Raw genomic sequence first — 18942 nt, forward strand, 5'->3', positions numbered from 1 at the left:
GTGAGTGACACCCCATTCGGATTCGGCCTTCCGCCGGAGGAGCCGGAGAACGGCGACGAGGGCAAGAAGAAGGACCCCGCCGGAGGTGGCCAGGGGTCTGGCGGCAACCCGTTCGGTGCGAACCCGTTCGGCTTCGGCGGGCTGCCCGGCATGGGCGGTGCCGGCGGCGCGGACAATCCGTTCGCCGCGATGTTCGGCTCCCTGAACCCCAACGATCTGGGCGCGGCCTTCCAGCAGCTCGGGCAGATGCTGAGCTACGAGGGCGGTCCCGTGAACTGGGACATGGCCAAGCAGATCGCGCGCCAGGTGGTGGCCCAGGGCACCGCCGACGGCACGAAGGACGCGAGCGTGGGTCCGGCCGAGAAGTCCGCGGTCGAGGAGGCCGTGCGCCTGGCCGACCTGTGGCTCGACCAGGTCACCTCGCTGCCCTCCGGCGCGGGCACGGCCGTGGCGTGGAGCCGCGCGGAGTGGGTCGAGGCGACGCTGCCGGCGTGGCAGCAGCTGGTGGACCCGGTCGCCGAGCGGGTCGGCTCTGCGATGGGCGACGTCCTGCCGCAGGAGATGCAGGCCATGGCCGGGCCGCTGATCGGCATGATGCGCTCCATGGGCGGCGCCATGTTCGGCCAGCAGATCGGGCAGGCCGTGGGCGCGCTCGCCGGTGAGGTCGTCGGCTCGACGGACGTCGGTCTGCCGCTCGGCCCGGCCGGACGTGCCGCGCTGCTGCCGCTGAACATCGCGGCCTTCGGCAAGGACCTGGGCGTCCCCTCGGACGAGGTGCGGCTCTACCTGGCCCTGCGCGAGGCCGCGCACCAGCGTCTCTTCGCGCACGTGCCGTGGCTGCGGGCGCACCTCTTCGGTGCGGTCGAGGGGTACGCGCGCGGGATCAAGGTCGACACCTCGAAGCTGGAGGAGGCCGTCGGCCAGCTCGACCCGACGCACCCGGAGCAGCTGCAGGAGGCGCTCCAGCAGGGCATGTTCCAGCCGGAGGACACCCCGGAGCAGAAGGCGGCCCTGGCCCGTCTGGAGACGGCGCTCGCGCTGGTCGAGGGCTGGGTGGACGCGGTGGTCCACGAGGCCGCCAAGTCGCGGCTGACCTCGGCGGACGCGCTGCGCGAGACGCTGCGCCGGCGCCGGGCCTCGGGCGGTCCCGCGGAGCAGACCTTCGCGACGCTGATCGGTCTGGAGCTGCGTCCGCGGCGGCTGCGGGACGCGGCGCGCCTGTGGGCCTCGCTCACCGACGCGCGCGGGGTCGACGGCCGGGACGGTCTGTGGGAGCACCCGGACATGCTGCCGACGGCGACGGACCTGGACGACCCCGACGGCTTCGTGCACCGGGAGCACCTGGACTTCTCCGAGCTGGACAAGATGCTCGGAGAGGCCGCCAAGGGCGAGGGCACCGAGGGCGGGGACGACGAGAAGTGAGCCTGTACGACGACGCGGTCCGCGTCCTGAAGGGGTACGAGGACCAGCCGGAGCTGCGCGATGTCTACCTGGCGCATCTCGCCGAGCATCCGGACGGCATGTACAAGCCGTGCGAGGCGGGCCACCTGACCTCCAGCGCGCTGGTGATCGACCCTGTGCGGGGGCGGGTGCTGCTCACCCTGCACAAGAAGCTGGGCATGTGGCTCCAGATGGGCGGCCACTGCGAGGCGGGCGATCCGACGGTGGAGGCGGCGGCGCTGCGCGAGGCGGCCGAGGAGTCCGGCATCACCACGGGCCTCACCCTGCTGCCGGGCGGCCCGGTGCGCCTCGACCGGCATCCGATCCCGGCGCCGTGCCACTGGCACCTGGACGTGCAGTACGCGGCGCTCGCCCCGGCGGACGCGGTGGCGGAGATCAGTGACGAGTCGCTGGACCTGCGCTGGTTCGCGTACGAGGACGTGGCGGACGTGGCCGACACGTCGGTGGTGGAGCTGCTGAAGGGCACGCTGGCGCGGCTGGCGTGAGCATGCGTGAGGGGCGGTCTCCGGTGGAGACCGCCCCTCACGCGCGTGTGCTCAGTTCCAGGCGTTGTTCTGGTTCTGGGCGTGGGCGCCGTGCTGGCCGGCGCCGAACTGGGCGGCGATGCCCTGTCCGATGGCGGCGTGCTGCGGGGGCATGACCTCGCTCGGCTGGACGAGCGCGAAGCCCTGGCCGAGGAAGCTGAGCTCCCAGCCCTCGCCCGTGTCGCCACGGCGGCGGCGGACGCTGGAGTTGGTCGTCTGCGCCTGCATCTGGACGCGCAGCCCGGTGGACCAGGCGACGATCGCGTCGGCGTCGACGCTGACGTACTTCTCGGGCGTGACCTGCATCATCAGCGGCTGCCCCGAGGTCATCAGGGCGACCTTGCCGCGGCCGGAGATGTTGAGCTGGTACTTGCCGGAGCCGGAGATGCCGTACTGGCTGTCGACGGCGATGACCTCGGTGTGGAGGGTCGAGTCGAGCGCCAGGACGTAGGAGCTGTCGACGGTCAGGCCGTCCTGCTCGACCTCCACGATGTGGACGTGCTGGGCGAGGTTGGCGAAGTAGACCGTGCCCTGGCCGGAGCAGCGCATGAGGTCCAGGCCCTCACCGGTGCGGGCCTGGGCCCGGCGCTGGTTCGGGGTCTTGTACTCGCCGTCGAAGTCGACGAGTCCCTGGTACGCGACCATGGCGCCCTTGCGGGCGAGGACGTCGTCCTGCCCGGTGAGGCTGACCCGCAGGAGCTGCGGGTTCTGGATGACGTACCGCTCCTGGCTCTGCTGTTCGGCGTGGTTGAAAAGCGGGCTCTGCATGGTGTGTTCTCGCTCCCCCTCAGCCCCGGGCCCGCAGGCGGTCGGTGCTGTCCTCGCTCGGCTGTACGACGACGATGCCCTGGCCCGAGAAGGCCATCTGGTATGCCTCGCCGCTGCCCCGCCCGATGAGGGAGGACGCCTTGAAGCTGCGCTTGCCCTTGACCTTGAGCGCGGGCGACCAGGCGACGAGCGCGTCGGGGTCGACGTACGTCTCGTCCTCGCCGCGGCCGCAGTCGACGACGATCGGCGTGCCGCGCGAGGTGAGCGCGACCCAGCCGGTGCCGGCGATCTCCACGTTGAACAGGCCCTGGCCGGCGAACTTGGCGAGGCCCTTGACCCGCTCGACGCCCCACTGGAGGTGGGCGTCGAAGGCGAGCACGTTGGTGCCGTTGACCGAGATCGAGTCGTTCTGGAGGTTGATGACGACGACGTCGGCGCCGTAGTCGGCGAGGTAGAGCAGTCCGTCGCCGGAGCACTTCATGATGGGCGCGCCCTCGCCGGTGGCCCACTGCTGGGCGACCTGGCGGACGGCGGGCGGGTTGGGCTCGTAGGTGATGAAGCCCTCGTAGGCGACCATCGAGCCGGTCCGTGCGTACAGGTCCTGGCCGGAGGCCATGGCGACCTTGAGCATGGTGCGGCCGTGGTTCTCCATCCGGGCCGCGACGGGGGTCGGGGCGTAGCCCGCGAGTTGCTGGTTCATGACGGGCTCCCTCAGACCTCGTAGGGCTGGACGACGATGAAGTTGCCGGGGGCTCCCCGGAACTGGAGGTTCACGGTCTCCCCGCTGTGGCCCGGGTAGGCGTTGCGGCGGAGCCGCACCTGGCTGGAGAGGACGACCTGGGACGCGGAGGACCAGGCGACGACGGCGTTGCAGTCGGCGAAGGTCGTCGGCGTGACGGGCAGGACGACGGGGACGCCGTGGGTCTTCACGACGACGGTGCCGGTGCCCTGGAACTGCATGGTGAAGAGGGCGCCGCCGGGGATGCCGTGGCCCTCGATGCGGCGGACCTCGTACTGCAGGGACTCGTCGAACGCGAGGACGTTCTCGGCGGAGACGCAGATGCCGTCGCCCTGGAGCTCGATCGGGTGCAGGTGGGTGCCGTTCTCGGCGAGGAAGACCTGGCCGCGGCCGGTGCAGCGCATGAGCTGCATCTCCTGGCCGGTGGCGTTGCCGACGATCCGGCCGGCGAAGCCCGCGCCCTTGTAGCCGAAGTCGACCTTGCCCTGGTACATGACCATGGAGCCCTGGCGGGCGAGGACGGGGACGCCGCCCATGCTGAGGTCGACCCGCATGAGCTGCTGGTTCTGCGGGGTCCAGCGGGCGCCGGTGGCGGTCTCCTTGTACGGCGCGAGCGCGGCGGCGAGCCCCGCTCCGGTGGCCGGCACGCCCTGCGGGACGCCGGGCTGCTGCCCGTACGCCGGGGGCTGCTGGCCGTACGGGCCGGGGGCGGGCTGCCCGTACGGGGGCGTCTGCTGCGGCTGTCCGTACGGGGCCTGCGGCGGCTGGCCCTGGCCGGGGTGCTGGCCCGGGATCTGTCCGGGGTACTGGCCGGGAGGCTGGCCCGGGACCTGGCCGTACTGCGGCTGCGGCGGCTGCCCGTAGGGGGCGGGGGCCGGCGCCGGCGGCGGCACGGGGGCCGGGGCCAGCGGCGCGACCATCGTCGGCTGCGTGTGGACCGGCGCGGGCGGGGCCGGCGCGGGCGGGGCCGGCGGAGCGCCGAACGCGGGCGCGGGGGCCGGCGCGGGCGCGCCGAAGGCCGGGGGCGCCGCCGCCTGCGGCGGCGGGGCGAAGCCGGGGGCCGCGGCCTGCTGCTGCGGGGCGGCCGGCTCGTCCTCGGCGACCTCGCCGCCGAAGTTCCGCAGGAGCGCCTCCAGGCCCCCGTCGAAGCCCTGGCCGACGGCGGCGAACCGCCACACGTCCTTGAGGTAGAAGTCGCCGAGCATCACCGCGCGTTCGGTGGAGAACTCCGCGCCCGTGAACGCGTAGCGCGCGACCTCCTCGCCGCCCGCCACGATCCGCAGGTGACCGGGGCCGACCTGGGACATCTGGCCGACGCCGTCGATCGTCGCGGTGAACGACAGCTTGTGGATGTTCGCGGGGATGCGGTCGAGGGTGACGCGGAAGGACTCGGTGTCACCGGACTGCGCGCCGAGCAGCTGGATGGACTCCTCGGGCGACTTCGGCTGGTTGAAGAAGACGAAGTAGCGGTCGTCGGAGAGGCGCTCGTCCGCGTCGAGCCCGAAGCAGCTGATGTCGAAAGTGAGTCCGGGCGCCGCGATCTGCACACCGACGTACAGATCGGTCCCCGCGGTCAGATCACTGATCTTGGCCTTGTGGCCGCGTTGGAATTCCCTGGCCATGCGTAACGACCGTCCCCCATCCCGAATGGCGAATGCTCGCGCCAGGCTAACCGCTGGGCACGACATTGAGACAGGCCAGGTCCTCTTCGGTACGGAATCGGGAAAACCCGCGCACGCGCGCGTGGCGGCCCCGTCACTCCTCGCGAGCGGCCTCGCCGGCGGCCGGAGGATGCGGCAGCCGCGCGGCGGCGACCACGCCCTCCAGGTAGCCGCGCGCCCGCTCGGTGCGGGGGTACGCCTCCAGGAGCCGCCAGAACGCCGGACCGTGCCCGGGGACGAGGAGGTGGGCCAGCTCGTGCAGGAGGACGTAGTCGACGACGTACTCGGGCATGCCCTGGAGCCGGTGCGAGAGGCGGATGCTGCCCTCGGAGGGGGTGCAGGAGCCCCAGCGGGTGTTCTGGTTGGTCACCCAGCGGACGGAACGGGGGCGGGCCCGGCCGTCGAAGTACTGCTCCGAGAGGTGCAGCGCGCGCTCGGTGAGCTCGCGGTCGCCGAGGACGCCGCGGCTCTCCTGGGCGGCGAGCTTGTCCAGCATGACGCCCACCCAGCGGCGCTCCTCCGCCTCCGACATGCGGGCCGGGATGAGCACGATCGTCCGGTCGCCCTCGCGGTAGGCCGAGACGGTTCTGCTCCGCCGTGGGCTTCTGCGGACCTCGACCGCGCTCGTCCCCGCCCCGCGGGGCGGTTCGCTGGTCACGCTGCGCTGTGGGTCGGCGGGCACGGCCCCGACGTTACCCGCTGTCCGAGGGGGAAGTCCCGTCCCGGGAGCGGTTTCGGAAACGATCAGACCCCACCGCTCACCATATTGAACGACTAATCCCCTGACCTGTGGACAACTTTCGGCGGCCGTCGCGGCGGCGGGGCATTCTCACCTCGGGGCGACGGAATGCGTTGTCGATCATGAATGACCTCTCGGACGGGGGCGGGGAAATGCATCCGATGGTGAAACCGGCACTGCGGCGGGCGTGGCGGAGTCTGCGGTGCGTGCAGTTCGGCGTCGCCCCGGCGCACGCGGTGGTGCTCGACCCGGTCGACCCGGCGACGGGGGCGGTGCTCGGACTGCTCGACGGCACCCGCGGGACCGCGCTGCTGCGGGCCGAGGCCCGGGCGCTCGGCCTCCCGGACGGACGCCTGGAGGCGCTCCTGGGCCGGCTGGAGTCGGCCGGGCTGCTCACGGACGCCGCGACCGGGCGGCCGGGGAGGGCGGGTCCGGCCGCCGGCGCGGTGGACGTGGCGCTCGATCCGCTCCGCGCCGACCTGGCCTCCCTCTCCGTGGTGCACCCCGAGCCGGACCGGGCGGCGCGGACCCTGGCGGCCCGGCGGGCCCTGCGCGTCCAGGTCCGGGGCGCGGGCCGGGTGGGGACGACGGTGGCGGCGCTGCTCGCGGCGGCGGGCGTCGGCTCGGTCGAGGTCCTGGACGCGGGCCGGGTCGAGCCCTGGGAGACGTCCCCGGGCGGACTGCCCGCCGAGTCCGTCGGCGAGCGCCGGGCGACGGCGGCCCGGCGCCTGGTGGGCCGCTGGACCCGGGAGGCGGGACGGCCCGGACCACCCGGACGGCCCGGCGGGACACGCGGCCGTCGCGAACGGAGCGGATCGGGTGAAGGCCGGGGCGAGCCCGGGTTGTCACTCGTCGTGGTGACACCACGGGACGGTCTCGGGGCGTACGTCCCCGATCCGGTCCCCGCCGAGCCGTGGGTCTCCACCGGCACCCCTCACCTCTACGCGGGCGTCCTGGAGGCGACGGGGGTGGTCGGACCGCTCGTGCTGCCGGGCGGCACGGCCTGTGCGCGGTGCCTCCAGGAGGAGCGGACGGACCGGGACCCGGTGACGCCCCGGCTCCTCGCCCAGTGGCGCTCCGGCGCCCCGCATCCGCTGCCCGCCTGCGACCTGGGCCTCGCGACGGCGGTCGCCGGGCTGGCCGCCGCGCATGCGCTGGCCTTCCTGGACGGGGACCTCCCGGCGAGCACCGGCACCCGATGGGAGGCCTCGCTGCCGCTCCTGGAGTGGCGGGCGGAGCGGCTGAGACCGCACCCGGCGTGCCCCTGCGGGGCGGCGCGCGGAGAAGAAGGGGAGCGCGCCTCGGCGGTCGGGGACGCGCAGGACACAATGGCGGGGTAACGGCCCTGCGCGGCACGGCAGTCTGGGTTTTGGAGGGGCGTATGTCTGATCTTCCCCGGAAGGCGGTCACCCGGACCGCCAAGTTGGCCGCGTTGCCTCTGGGCTTCGCGGGCCGGGCCACCTGGGGTCTGGGCAAGCGGATCGGCGGCAGATCGGCGGAGCTCGTCGCCCGCGAGCTGCAGCAGCGCACGGCCGAGCAGCTGTTCAAGGTGCTCGGTGAGCTCAAGGGCGGGGCCATGAAGTTCGGACAGGCGCTGTCCGTCTTCGAGTCGGCCCTTCCGGAGGAGGTCGCCGGGCCCTACCGGGCGGCGCTGACGAAGCTTCAGGACGCGGCCCCGCCGATGCCGACGCGCACGGTGCACGCGGTCCTGGAGGAGCGGCTCGGCGCCGAGTGGCGGGAGCTGTTCCTGGAGTTCGAGGACAAGCCGGCGGCGGCGGCCTCGATCGGGCAGGTGCACCGGGCCGTGTGGCACGACGGGCGCGAGGTCGCGGTGAAGGTGCAGTACCCGGGCGCCGGGGAGGCGCTGCTCTCGGACCTGACGCAGCTGAGCCGCTTCGCCCGGCTCCTCGGCCCGCTGATCCCGGGCATGGACATCAAGCCGCTGATCGCGGAGATGCGGGACCGGGTGTCGGAGGAGCTGGACTACGCCCTCGAGGCGGAGGCCCAGCGGATCCACGCGGAGGAGTTCGCGGACGATCCCGACGTGGTGGTGCCGGCGGTGGTGCACCAGTCGGAGCAGATCCTCGTGACGGAGTGGATGGACGGGGTGCCGCTCGCGGAGGTGATCGCGGACGGCACGGAGGCGCAGCGCGACCGGGCGGGCCAGCTGCTCGCCCGCTTCCTCTTCTCGGGCCCCGCGCGCACGGGTCTGCTGCACGCCGATCCGCACCCCGGGAACTTCCGGCTGCTGCCCGGCGCGGACGAGGACGAGGGACCGGAGGGCTGGCGGCTCGGCGTCCTCGACTTCGGCACGGTGGACCGGCTGCCGGGCGGGCTGCCGGAGACGATCGGCACGTGTCTGCGGATGGCGGTCACCGGGGAGGCCGACACCGTCTACGAGCTCCTGTGCGCGGAGGGCTTCGTCAAGGAGTCCGTCGCGCTGGACCCGGACGCGGTCCTCGCCTACCTGCTGCCGATCATCGAGCCGGCGGAGGTGGAGGCCTTCGCGTTCAGCCGCGGCTGGATGCGGACGCAGGCGGCCCGGATCGCCGATCCCCGCTCCCCCGCGCACCAGTTGGGCAAGCAGCTGAACCTGCCGCCGTCGTACCTGCTGATACACCGGGTGACGCTGAGCACGATCGGAGTGCTCTGCCAGCTGAACGCGACGGTCGGCCTGCGAGCGGAGCTGGCGAACTGGCTCCCCGGCTTCGAGGTCGAGGACCCCGCGTAGGACCGCCGCCCCCGCCGTGTGGGCCCCGCGCCCGGCGGGGCGGTGCCCACGACGGCGGGGCGCAGCCCGCGGCGGGCGGCTCGGCGCTCACCACCAGGACGAGTCGAGGCGGCCCTCGATCGCGCGGATGTTCTCCCGCGCGCACTCCTCGCAGAAGTACTCCCGCCGGCCGTTCTCGACCGAGCAGGTCCAGGTCACCGGGACGGACTCGGCGGTCTTGCCGCAGCGGGCGCAGACGACGGGCTCCTCGGGGGCGCGGGCTTCGTTCACCCTGGTGACGATAGCCCGGCGCGGGGTCGCGGTGCGGACAACGCACCGCGGGGGCCGGTCCGTTCGGACCGGCCCCCGCGGAGGCATCACGGCGATGCTCAGTGCATGACGGCCATGGCGAGCGCGCGGCGGGCGCGCAGCGAGACGCGCTCGGCGCGGCGCTGCATGCGCCGGGCGGCGACCAGGCGCACGGCCTGGCGTTCCGCGTCGGCCTCACGCTGTCGCTCATGCATATGGGCACGGGCCAGGGCTTCGGGGGCGAGTTGCATTTCACGGGTCCTGTTCTGACGCGCGGTGTGCGCGGCGGCGGGGGAGAAGACTGAGGTCGCGGAGCCGGCGGGCTCGCTGGTGGAAGAGGTCATCGGGGCCTGCTTCTGGGGATCGTGCGTGAGGGGACGGTCGATGGTTCCGGTGGCGCTCATGCCGCGACGACCGGGTTCTTGCGCGGACGGCCACGGGGCCGCTTGCGGGCGACGACCACGCCCTGGACGAAGAGCTCGCCACCCCAGACACCCCAGGGCTCGCGGCGCTCCTTGGCGCCGGCCAGGCAGGCCGCGACGAGCGGGCAGGTCTGGCAGAGGGACTTCGCGTACTCGACGTCGGCCGGGGACTCCGCGAAGAAGACCTCGGGGTCGTAGGCGCGACACGGTACGGGGACGCCGAGGTTCTCGATGGCGTCGTCGAGCGCGGTGAGCGCGGTGAGGGGGGTCAAAGCGGGGTCCTCCGTGAGGCCGGGCTGGGGGATCGATTCGGAATGCGGTACGGACGGGGCGTGCGCTTCGAGTTGCACGGTGGTCTTTCCTCGTCTGGTCGTTCCGGCCTGTTGGCCGGGGTTTCGGCTGGTACCGGGCGGTGTCTTTCCCGAGGCCCCTTCGCGCCGTCGTCCCCGTTCGGGGACAAACAGAAGGGCCGCGGATCCCGGGTGGGGTTCCGCGGCCCTGAAGGCGCCGGTCTGATCATGGATCAGACTGGATCACTCCAGGGTTCGAGCCCACGGAAGGCCCACATCATGTGGTGGTGCGTCGTCGTCTGCTGCTGGGTTCCGGCACCGGTCGCCGCAAAGCCATAGGCCGTGGCCTTGCCTGCTGCTACTGCTTCCAGTGCCTTGGTCGGTCGCTCATTGCGCGGAGCCACGGCGGCCGTGCCGAGACCGGAGAGACCGGTGACGGGCAGGCCGGCGACGGGCAGACCGGTGCCAATGAGGGCCGAGGCGGAGAGGCCGAGCGAGCAGGCGGAGACGACCGAGCGATCGGTCATTTTGGCCGTGCCGACGATGCTGACGGAGCTGACGGTGCGGGTCTGAATGATGGTGCTGATCACTGGAATCGCCTCCTCTCGGCGTCTCGGAGGGCTCGGGTGCGAGCCGGACCCTCGTGTTTATTTGGACAAGTACAGCACGAAGACAGGGCTTCGAAGAAGCACTGTTTCCGTGGTTAAGAACCTATGGGGCTTGACGGGGCGGGCGCAAACTATTTTTCCGACGAGTTTTCCTCAGACCTCGTCCTCGTCCGTCCCACCCTCCTCACCTGCGCAGATGGCCAGGACCTCGGCTCCGAAGCGGTCGAGCTTGCGGACGCCGACGCCGGAGATCGAAGCGAGCTCTCCGTCGGTCGCGGGGACGCGCTCGGCGATCGCCATGAGCGTCTTGTCGGTGAACACGCAATAGGCCGGCTGGCCGAGCTCCCTGGCCTGTTCCGACCGCCAGTCCCTGAGCCGCTCGTACAGGCCCTCGTCCATGTCCGAGGGGCAGTCCTCGCAGCGCATCAGCTTCATCGCGCCCGCCTCGGTGAGGGTGGTGCCGCAGACCCGGCACCGGGCGGGGCCGCGGAGCCCCCGCCTACGCGGACCGCTCCCCCGCTCGACGGAGCCGGAGGCGCCGCCGGAGCCGACGGCGCCGAGGGAGCCGGAACCCGGCCGCAGCCCTTTGAGGAAGCGGCTGGGGCGCCGGTTGGCGCGGCCGCCCGGGGAGCGGGAGAGCGCCCAGGAGAGCGTGAGGTGGACCCGGGACCGGGTGACGCCCACGTACAGCAGGCGGCGCTCCTCCTCGACCTGCTCGTCGGTCTTGGCGTACGTGATCGGCATCATGCCCTCGGTGAGGCCGACCAGGAAGACGGCGTCCCATTCGAGGCCCTTGGCCGCGTGCAGCGAGGCGAGGGTGACGCCCTGGACGGTCGGGGCGTGCTGGGCGGCGGCCCGCTCGTCGAGCTCGGCGACCAGGTCGGAGAGGGTGGCCTCGGGCTTGGCGCGGGCGAAGTCCTCGGCGAGCCGGACGAGGGCGGCGAGGGACTCCCAGCGGTCGCGGACGGCGCCGGAGCCGGCGGGCGGGCGGGTCGTCCAGCCCTTGGTGGAGAGGACGGCCCTGACCTGCGCGGGCAGGTCCTCGGCGTCGTCGAGGAGCGAGTCGTTGGCCCCGGCGCGGGCGGCGCCGCGCAGGGCGATGCCCGCCTCCCGCACCTCCTGGCGCTCGAAGAAGCGCTCGGCGCCGCGGAGCTGGTAGGGCACCCCGGCGTCGGCGAGGGCCTGCTCGTAGACCTCGGACTGGGCGTTGATCCGGTAGAGGACGGCGATCTCGCCGGCCGGGACTCCGGCGGCGATGAGGTCGCGGATGCGGCGGGCGGTGCCCTCGGCCTCGGCGGGCTCGTCGGCGTACTCCGTGTAGACCGGCTCGGGGCCCGGGTCGCGCTGCGAGATCAGCTCCAGGCGGTGCTCGGCGGCCCGGCCGTGGGCCTGGCTGAGCAGCCCGTTCGCCAGGTGGACGACCTGCGGGGTGGAGCGGTAGTCGCGGACCAGCTTGACGACCGTGGCGCCCGGGTGCCGGGTGCGGAAGTTCAGCAGGTGGTCGGGGGTGGCGCCGGTGAAGGAGTAGATCGTCTGGCTGGCGTCGCCGACGACGCAGAGGTTGTCCCGGTCGCCGAGCCACAGGTCGAGCAGCCGCTGCTGGAGCGGGGAGACGTCCTGGTACTCGTCGACGACGAAGTGCTGGTACTGGCGGCGGATCTGGTCGGCGATGTCGTGCCGGTCCTGGAGGATGCCGACGGTGAGCAGCAGCACGTCCTCGAAGTCGATCACCGAGCGGTCGCGCTTCAGCTGCTCGTACATGGCATAGATCTGGCCGATCTCGGCCGGGTCGCGCGGGGCCTCCCGGACGGACTTGGCGACGGCGGCCGGGTAGTCGGCGGGGACGGTCTGGGTGACCTTGGCCCACTCGATCTCGCCGGTGACGTCCCTGAGCTCGTTCCGGTCGAGCCGGATCCGGCAGCGGGCCGCGGCGTCGGCGACCAGCTGGACCTTCCGCTCCAGGAGCCGGGGCAGCTCGCCACCGACTGCTTTCGGCCAGAAGAACTGGAGCTGCCGGAGGGCCGCGGAGTGGAAGGTGCGGGCCTGGACGCCGCCCGCGCCGAGCTGCCGGAGCCGGCCGCGCATCTCGCCCGCGGCGCGGTTGGTGAACGTGACGGCCAGCACACTGGCGGGCTGGAGGATGCCCGCCCGCACTCCGTACGCGATGCGGTGGGTGATGGCCCGGGTCTTGCCCGTACCGGCTCCCGCGAGGACGCACACCGGTCCGTTCAGGGCAAGGGCGACCTCGCGCTGCTCGGGGTCGAGCCCGTCGAGCACCGCGTCGGCCGTCTCCGGGACCTGCGGGAAGAGAGTGGAGTGCGTTGCTGCTGTCACCCCCCAATGCTGCCAGGTCGGGCGAGCTCGCCGTCGAGGCTCGTCCACAGGCACGTGCCGCCGGTCATACGAATTCCGGGAATGGCGCCGGAAGGGCGTACGTTCTCCTTCTCGGCACCTGTCCGCGAACAAGAGGAGCGCCTGGCCATGCAGGGCACTGTGACGATGTACAGCACCACGTGGTGCGGCTACTGCCGTCGGCTGAAGAGCCAGATGGACCGCGAGGGCATCGCGTACACGGAGATCAACATCGAGCAGGACCCCGACTCGGCGGCGTTCGTCGAGAAGGCCAACGGCGGCAACCAGACGGTCCCGACCGTCCTGGTCGTCTCCCCCCAGGGCAGCGAGTCGGTCATGACCAACCCGTCGCTCGCCCAGGTCAAGCAGGCGCTGGCGGTCTGACGCCCGGCTCCACGACGAAGCCCCCGGCCCGACGGCCGGGGGCTTCGTCACGCGGCGGGGCCGCTCAGATCACGTCGCCCGGCTTCGGGAGCGGCTTGCCGTACCAGCGCTCGATCAGGCGGGAGGCGATCGAGATGCCGTACGGGGGCAGCACCTCGCCCGACTCGAAGGCGGCGGCCAGGTCCTCGCGGGAGAACCAGCGGGCCTCGTGGATCTCCTCGCCGTCCACGTTTATCTCCGAGGACGTGGCCTGGGCGAAGAAGCCCAGCATCAGGCTGGACGGGAACGGCCAGGGCTGGCTGGCGATGTACTGGACCTCGCCGACCGTGACACCGGCCTCCTCGAAGACCTCGCGGGCCACCGACGCCTCGATGGACTCGCCCGGCTCCACGAAGCCGGCGAGGGTCGAGAAGCGGCCCTCCGGCCAGTGCACCTGACGGCCCAGCAGCGCCCGGTCCTGGTCGTCGGTGACCAGCATGATCACCGCGGGGTCGGTGCGCGGGTAGTGCTCGGCGCCGCAGGCCTGGCAGCGGCGGACGTGGCCGGCGGCCGCGACGACCGTGCGCTCGCCGCAGCGCGAGCAGAAGCGGTGGAGGCGCTGCCAGTTCTCCAGGGCGACGGCGTGGACCATGAGGCCCGCGTCCCGGTCGGAGAGGAGCAGACCCGCTTCGCGCAGCCCGGCCGGGCGCGCGGACTGGTCCATGCGGCCGGGCAGGGAGTCCTTCTGGAGCGCGAAGTACGAGACGCCGTCGGCGTCCGTGCCCAGGAAGTAGCGGTGGGTCTCGGTGACCGGGGCCTCGAAGGCCGGCGTCATGACCAGTTCGGTCGTGCCGTCGGGGCCGTCGTCGATCAGCACCTGACCGCCCGAGACCACGAAGACCCGGGTCGTCGGGTGGCTCCAGGCCGCCGCCAGCCACGCCTCGTCGAGGCGGTGGTGGGCGGCGCGGTCGATTCCGCTCGGGGCGGTGAGCGAGATCGGGCGGTCCGCCGGCGCCTGCTCGGGACTGCTCGACGCGTTCTTCAAGGTGCTCACAGGTGCTTCCAACTCCCCCGGATCGGTGTGTGGGTTCAGCGCGCGGCGGTGTGGAGGGCGGCGGGCAGGTCGCCCCACAGGTACGCGGTCGTCTCGACGCCCTTCATGAGGAGATCCAGCTCGATCTTCTCGTTGGGGGCGTGCCAGCCGTCGGACGGGACGGAGATGCCGAGGAACAGGACGGGCGCCTCCAGGACGTCCTGGAGGTCGGCGGCCGGTCCGGAGCCGCCCTCGCGGGTGTAGCGGACCTTGGCTCCGTCGAAGGCCCGGCTCATGGCCCCGGCCACCGCGTTGAGGGCGGGGTGGTCGAGGGGGGTGAGGCAGGGGCGGGTCGGGGCGCCGAAGACGATCTCGTACCGGATGCCGGCGGGGACGAGTCCGGCGAGCCAGTCCCGTACCGCGAGTTCGATCTTCGCCGGGTCCTGGCCCGCGACGAGCCGGAACGACAGCTTGAGCTGGGCGGAGGCGGGGACGATCGTCTTGCCGCCGGGGCCCTGGTAGCCGCCGCCGATGCCGTTGACCTCGGCGGTGGGCCGGGCCCAGACCCGCTCCAGGGTCGTGAAACCGGCCTCGCCGAAGGTGCCGTGGGACTTGGCCGTCCGCAGCCAGGCCTCCTCGTCGAAGGGCAGCTCGGCGACGAGGGCCCGCTCGGCGTCGGTGAGTTCCGTCACGCCGTCGTAGAAGCCGGGGATCGCCACGTGCTCGCGCTCGTCGTGGAGGGCGGCGACGATCCGGCCCGCGACGGTGGCCGGGTTCGGCACGGCGCCGCCGAAGGAGCCGGAGTGGATGTCCTGGTCGGGGCCGTACAACTCGATCTCGCAGTCGGCGACCCCGCGCATGCCGGTGCAGACGGTCGGGGTGGTCTCGGACCACATGCCGGTGTCGGAGACGATCACGGCGTCGGCGGCGAGACGGTCCGCGTGCGCCTCGACGAGCTCCCGGAAGTGCGGGGAGCCCGACTCCTCCTCGCCCTCGACGATCAGCTTGAGGTTGACGGCGGGCGCGGTGCGGCCGGTGGCGGCGAGGTGGGCGCGGACACCGAGGGTGTGGAAGAACACCTGGCCCTTGTCGTCGGCGGCCCCCCGCGCGTACATCCGGCCGTCGACCACCGTCGGCTCGAACGGGTCCGTGTGCCAGCCGTCCTCACGGGCGGCGGGCTGCACGTCGTGGTGGCCGTAGACGAGGACGGTCGGGGCGTCCGGGTCGCCGGACGGCCACTCGGCGAAGACGGCGGGGGCGCCGTCGGTCTCCCAGACCTCGACCGTGGTGAAGCCGGTCTCCGTCAGCTTGGCGGCGAGCCACTCGGCGCTGCGCCGTACGTCCCCGGCGCGGTCCGGCCGGGCCGACACGGAGGGGATCCGCAGCCACTCGGCAAGGTCGCCGAGGAAGGCGTCACGGTGCTGCTCGACGTACGTGCGTACGGTGCGGACGGCGCTGTCCGGGGTCTCGCTCATGCCCACGAGCCTATCCGGCGTCCGGGGGTGCCCCGCCCAGCAGGACGGCCTCCAGCTCCGCGCGGCCCGGCAGGCGGGCGGGACGGGCCACCTCACCCGTTCGGACGTACACGAACGCCGCGGCCACCTCCTCCGGCGCGAGGCCGTGCTGCTCGGCCCACGCCAGCCGGTAGATCGCGAGCTGGAGCGGATCCGCGGAGCGGTCCCGGCTGGTCTTCCAGTCGACGATCTCGTACGCGCCGGACTCCGGGTCCCGGTAGACGGCGTCGATCCTGCCCCGCACGACCCGGCCCGCGAGGGAGAGGTGCACGGGGACCTCGACGCGGTACGGGGTGCGGTGGGCGTACGGGGTGCGGGCGAAGGCCTCCTTGAGCTCGTCGAGGTCCCGCTCGTCGAGGATCTCCGGCTCGCCCGCGAAGTCCTCGCCGCCGGGGAGGTCCTCCGGGCCGAGGAACGGCAGCGGGAGCTCCTCGAAACGGGACTCCACCCACGCGTGGAAGCGGGTGCCCCGACGGGCCGCGGGCTGCGGCGGCTTCGGCATGGGCCGGGCCAGCTCCTGGGCGAAGCCGTCGGGATCGGCGGCGAGGCGCAGGACCTGGGAGGCGGAGAGGTACGCGGGGAGGAGGACGTCACGGGTGGTCGCGCGGGCGCGGCGGAGCTCCGTGGTGAGGGCGGTGAGGTCCCTGTCCCAGGAGGCGATGGTTCTCGTGTCCTCGGGGGTGAGCGACGGCGCCTCGTGGCGCGGGGCGGGGATCGCGTCCGCGTGGGTGTCTTCGGGGAGGGTCTCCTCGTCCCAGACGGGTTCCTCTTCCTCTGGCCAGAGGTCCTCGGGGTCAGGGTCCTGGAGGTCGGGCGCCGTGCTGGTGGGGTGGTGCCCATCCTCCCCCGAGCTCTCGGCTTCGCTCGAGCAGGGGGGACCCCCCTCGCCCTGCGGAACGTATGCCCACAACCGGCGGCTGACCGCCTCCGCCGCTTCCCTGCGCCGCCTGAACGACTCCTCGTCCAGGGGCAGCGGCCAGGCCTGGTCCTTGTTCTGCTCCGTCAGGGACGGGTTCTCCGTGTCCGGTTCCGGTTCTTCCGCCCAGTGCTCGATCTCGCCGTGGCCGGCCGTGCAGTGGTCGTACAGCGCGTGGAGGAAGTCCGAGGGGCCCCGGGGCTTCTTCTGGGCGGGGCCCCACCAGTGGGCGGAGCCGAGGAGGAGGGAGCGGGGGCGGGTGAAGGTGACGTAGCCGAGGCGGAGTTCCTCGGTGTGCTGGTGGTCCCGCATCTCGTTCTTGAAGGCCGTGAGGGACTTGGCGTCCCAGGTGTCGATGCCCGGCAGGGTGGCCGCGTCGCCGCGCAGGGCGTGCGGGAGGACCTGGGGCTGCGAGGTCCACGACTCGCGCGCGCGGGCGCTCGGGAACTGGCCGGTGACGAGGCCGGGGACGGCGACGACGTCCCATTCGAGGCCCTTGGACTTGTGGGCGGTGAGGACCTTCACGGTGTTCTCGCCGCCCGGCAGGGCGGTGTCGAGGCCCTTCTCGAACTGGACGGCCGTGCGCAGGAAGCCGAGGAAGGCGAGGAGGCTGGCCTCGCCGTCGAGGGAGGCGAAGCCGGCGGCGATGTCGAGGAACTGGCCGAGGGTCTCGCGGCGGCGGGCCGCGAGCGCGTGCGGGGAGGCGGAGAGCTCGACCTCCAGGCCGGTGGCGGCGAGGACGCGGTGCAGCACGTCCATGAGGGGGTCGGCGAGGGAGGTGCGCAGGGCGCGCAGCTCGGTGGCGAGGCGCGCGAAGCGGACCCGGGCCTCGGCGGAGAAGGCGAGGCCGTCGTCGGTGCCGCCGGAGTCGAGGAAGGTGTCGAGCGCGTCGGCGAGGGAGACGACCTCGGCCGGGTCGACGCCCTCGACGGCGGCGGCGAGCCGCTGCTCGGGGTCCGTCTCCTCGCCGCCCCGGTGGACCAGGAGGCGGGCGCGGCGGCCGAGGAGGGCGAGGTCGCGGGCGCCGATGCGCCAGCGGGGGCCGGTGAGGAGGCGGACCAGGGCGGCGTTGGCCCCCGGGTCCTGGAGGACCTCGCAGACGGCGACGAGGTCGGCGATCTCGGGGAGGTGGAGGAGGCCGGAGAGGCCGACGACCTCGACGGGGACGTCGCGGGCGACGAGGGCCGCGTGGATGGCGGGGAAGTCGGTGGCGGTGCGGCACAGGACGGCGATCTCGCCGGGCTCGCGGCCGGTCCGTACGAGGTGGGCGAGGGAGTCGGCGAGCCAGTCGATCTCCTCCGCGTGGGTGGGGAGGAGGGCGATGCGGACGCTGCCGTCGGCCTCGGCGCCCGGGGCGGGGCGCAGTGCCTCCACGCCCGCGTGCATGGCGCGCAGGGGGGCGGCGAGCCCGTTGGCGAGGTCGAGGAGGCGGCCGCCGCTGCGCCGGTTCTCGGAGAGGGAGTAGCGGCTCGCGGGGCTGCCGTCGGCGTGCGGGAAGTGCTCGGGGAAGTCGTCGAGGTTCGCGACGGAGGCGCCGCGCCAGCCGTAGATGGCCTGGCAGGGGTCGCCGACGGCGGTCACGGCGTGTCCCGTGCTGCGGCCGGTGGGCCCCTGGCCGAAGAGTCCGGAGAGCAGGAGCCGCTGGGCGACGGAGGTGTCCTGGTACTCGTCGAGGAGGACGACGCGGAACTCCTCGCGCAGGATCGCGCCGACCTCGGGCCGGGTGGTGGCGAGCTCGGCGGAGCGGGCGATCTGGTCGCCGAAGTCGAGCAGGTCGCGGGAGCGCTTGGCGGCGCGGTAGCGGACGACGAGGTCGAGGAGTTCGCGGCGGGCGGCGGAGGCCTCGGGGATCTTGCGCAGCTCGGCGTTGCTGAGCCTGGCGCCGGCGAGGGCGGTGAGGAGCTCGGAGTCGTACGCCCGGAGCCGCTCGGGCGGCACGAGGTGCTCGGCGAGCTCGGCGTCGAGGGCGAGCAGGTCGGTGATGAGGGTGGGGAAGGACCGGGTGAGCGCGGGGTACGGGCCGGGGGCCTCGCGGAGCACGCGCGCGGCGAGCTGGTAGCGGGTGGCGTCCGCGAGGAGACGGGAGGTGGGCTCCAGGCCGATGCGGAGACCGTGGTCGGTGAGGAGCTGCCCGGCGAAGGCGTGGTACGTGGAGATGCGGGGCTCGCCCGGGGGGTTGTCTGGGTCGATGACGTCGGGATCGGTGACGCCCGCGCGGACGAGGGCGGTGCGGACGCGCTCGGCGAGCTCGCCGGCCGCCTTGTTGGTGAAGGTGAGGCCGAGGACCTGCTCGGGGGCGACCTGGCCCGTGCCGACCAGCCAGACCACCCGGGCGGCCATCACCGTCGTCTTGCCGGAGCCGGCTCCGGCCACGACGACCTGCGGGGCGAGCGGCGCGGTGATGCAGGCCGTCTGCTCCGGGGTGAACGGGATGCCGAGGAGCTCCTTGAGCTGCTCGGGGTCGGTGATGCGCGCGGTCACTGGAAGAGGCTAGCGGGGCCGTCCGACAATCCGGCCCCGCACGGCTGTGACC

General features: G+C 73.2%; 17 protein-coding genes. 5 read left to right on the plus strand and 12 right to left on the minus strand.

Going from position 1 to position 18942, the window contains the following annotated elements; genetic code table 11:
• Together GGE06_RS20185 and GGE06_RS20190 are read left to right on the plus strand one after the other, a co-directional pair.
• Positions 1-1422: a zinc-dependent metalloprotease gene (locus GGE06_RS20185; protein WP_116158959.1), complete on the plus strand. Its 1422-nt coding sequence runs from the start codon at positions 1-3 to the stop codon at positions 1420-1422.
• Positions 1419-1946 (plus strand): NUDIX hydrolase, encoded by a 528-nt coding sequence (locus GGE06_RS20190; protein ID WP_184931396.1) that lies wholly within the window; start codon positions 1419-1421, stop codon positions 1944-1946. The genes GGE06_RS20185 and GGE06_RS20190 overlap by 4 nt, the downstream gene beginning before the upstream one ends.
• A 51-nt stretch (positions 1947-1997) precedes the next feature.
• On the opposite strand, the gene GGE06_RS20195 is transcribed toward GGE06_RS20190, so the two are convergent.
• From GGE06_RS20195 to GGE06_RS20210, 4 genes are all read right to left on the minus strand, one after another.
• Positions 1998-2753 carry an AIM24 family protein gene (locus GGE06_RS20195; RefSeq protein ID WP_116158961.1) on the minus strand — a complete coding sequence of 252 codons (756 nt, stop codon included), beginning with the start codon at positions 2751-2753 and terminating at the stop codon, positions 1998-2000.
• Between the two features lie 19 nt (positions 2754-2772).
• Positions 2773-3453, minus strand: coding sequence for an AIM24 family protein (locus GGE06_RS20200; RefSeq protein ID WP_184931397.1), 681 nt, complete (start codon positions 3451-3453; stop codon positions 2773-2775).
• 11 nt (positions 3454-3464) lie between these two features.
• The gene (locus GGE06_RS20205; protein ID WP_184931398.1) at positions 3465-5114 is read right to left on the minus strand and encodes a TerD family protein; all 1650 of its coding nucleotides are present in this window, start codon (positions 5112-5114) and stop codon (positions 3465-3467) included.
• 133 nt (positions 5115-5247) lie between these two features.
• Positions 5248-5835, minus strand: coding sequence for a M48 metallopeptidase family protein (locus tag GGE06_RS20210; RefSeq protein ID WP_184931399.1), 588 nt, complete (start codon positions 5833-5835; stop codon positions 5248-5250).
• 209 nt (positions 5836-6044) lie between these two features.
• Between GGE06_RS20210 and GGE06_RS20215 the strand changes: the two genes are divergently transcribed.
• Together GGE06_RS20215 and GGE06_RS20220 are read left to right on the plus strand one after the other, a co-directional pair.
• The gene (locus GGE06_RS20215; protein WP_116158965.1) at positions 6045-7232 is read left to right on the plus strand and encodes a TOMM precursor leader peptide-binding protein; all 1188 of its coding nucleotides are present in this window, start codon (positions 6045-6047) and stop codon (positions 7230-7232) included.
• Between the two features lie 41 nt (positions 7233-7273).
• Positions 7274-8623, plus strand: a complete 1350-nt coding sequence (locus GGE06_RS20220) for an ABC1 kinase family protein (RefSeq protein ID WP_116158966.1) — start codon at positions 7274-7276, stop codon at positions 8621-8623.
• Positions 8624-8710: 87 nt separating this feature from the next.
• Here GGE06_RS20220 and GGE06_RS20225 read toward each other — a convergent pair whose 3' ends face one another.
• From GGE06_RS20225 to GGE06_RS20245, 5 genes are all read right to left on the minus strand, one after another.
• Positions 8711-8893, minus strand: coding sequence for a hypothetical protein (locus GGE06_RS20225; RefSeq protein WP_116158967.1), 183 nt, complete (start codon positions 8891-8893; stop codon positions 8711-8713).
• 98 nt (positions 8894-8991) lie between these two features.
• A complete protein-coding gene (locus tag GGE06_RS20230; RefSeq protein WP_116158968.1) occupies positions 8992-9315 on the minus strand; it encodes a putative WhiB-interacting protein in 324 nt (107 codons plus the stop codon).
• A complete protein-coding gene (locus GGE06_RS20235; RefSeq protein ID WP_116158969.1) occupies positions 9312-9683 on the minus strand; it encodes a WhiB family transcriptional regulator in 372 nt (123 codons plus the stop codon). Before GGE06_RS20235 ends, GGE06_RS20230 begins: the two co-directional genes overlap by 4 nt.
• A 173-nt stretch (positions 9684-9856) precedes the next feature.
• Positions 9857-10213, minus strand: coding sequence for a hypothetical protein (locus tag GGE06_RS20240; protein ID WP_184931400.1), 357 nt, complete (start codon positions 10211-10213; stop codon positions 9857-9859).
• Positions 10214-10384: 171 nt separating this feature from the next.
• Positions 10385-12565 (minus strand): ATP-dependent DNA helicase UvrD2, encoded by a 2181-nt coding sequence (locus tag GGE06_RS20245; protein ID WP_181924513.1) that lies wholly within the window; start codon positions 12563-12565, stop codon positions 10385-10387.
• Positions 12566-12712: 147 nt separating this feature from the next.
• Between GGE06_RS20245 and GGE06_RS20250 the strand changes: the two genes are divergently transcribed.
• On the plus strand, positions 12713-12967 hold the full coding sequence (locus tag GGE06_RS20250; RefSeq protein ID WP_116158971.1) for a mycoredoxin: 255 nt from the start codon (positions 12713-12715) through the stop codon (positions 12965-12967).
• A 64-nt stretch (positions 12968-13031) separates the two neighbouring features.
• Here GGE06_RS20250 and nudC read toward each other — a convergent pair whose 3' ends face one another.
• The 3 genes from nudC to GGE06_RS20265 are packed head-to-tail and all read right to left on the minus strand — an operon-like array spanning position 13032 to position 18890.
• Positions 13032-14000 carry an NAD(+) diphosphatase gene (gene nudC, locus GGE06_RS20255; RefSeq protein WP_184931401.1) on the minus strand — a complete coding sequence of 323 codons (969 nt, stop codon included), beginning with the start codon at positions 13998-14000 and terminating at the stop codon, positions 13032-13034.
• 35 nt (positions 14001-14035) lie between these two features.
• Entirely contained in the window at positions 14036-15454 is a 1419-nt protein-coding gene (locus GGE06_RS20260; RefSeq protein WP_184931402.1) for a dipeptidase, read from the minus strand.
• A 10-nt stretch (positions 15455-15464) separates the two neighbouring features.
• Positions 15465-18890 (minus strand): ATP-dependent helicase, encoded by a 3426-nt coding sequence (locus GGE06_RS20265; protein ID WP_184931403.1) that lies wholly within the window; start codon positions 18888-18890, stop codon positions 15465-15467.
• Positions 18891-18942: the final 52 nt, after the last annotated feature.

The sequence above is a fragment of the Streptomyces nymphaeiformis genome (assembly GCF_014203895.1).
Lineage (GTDB): Bacteria > Actinomycetota > Actinomycetes > Streptomycetales > Streptomycetaceae > Streptomyces > Streptomyces nymphaeiformis.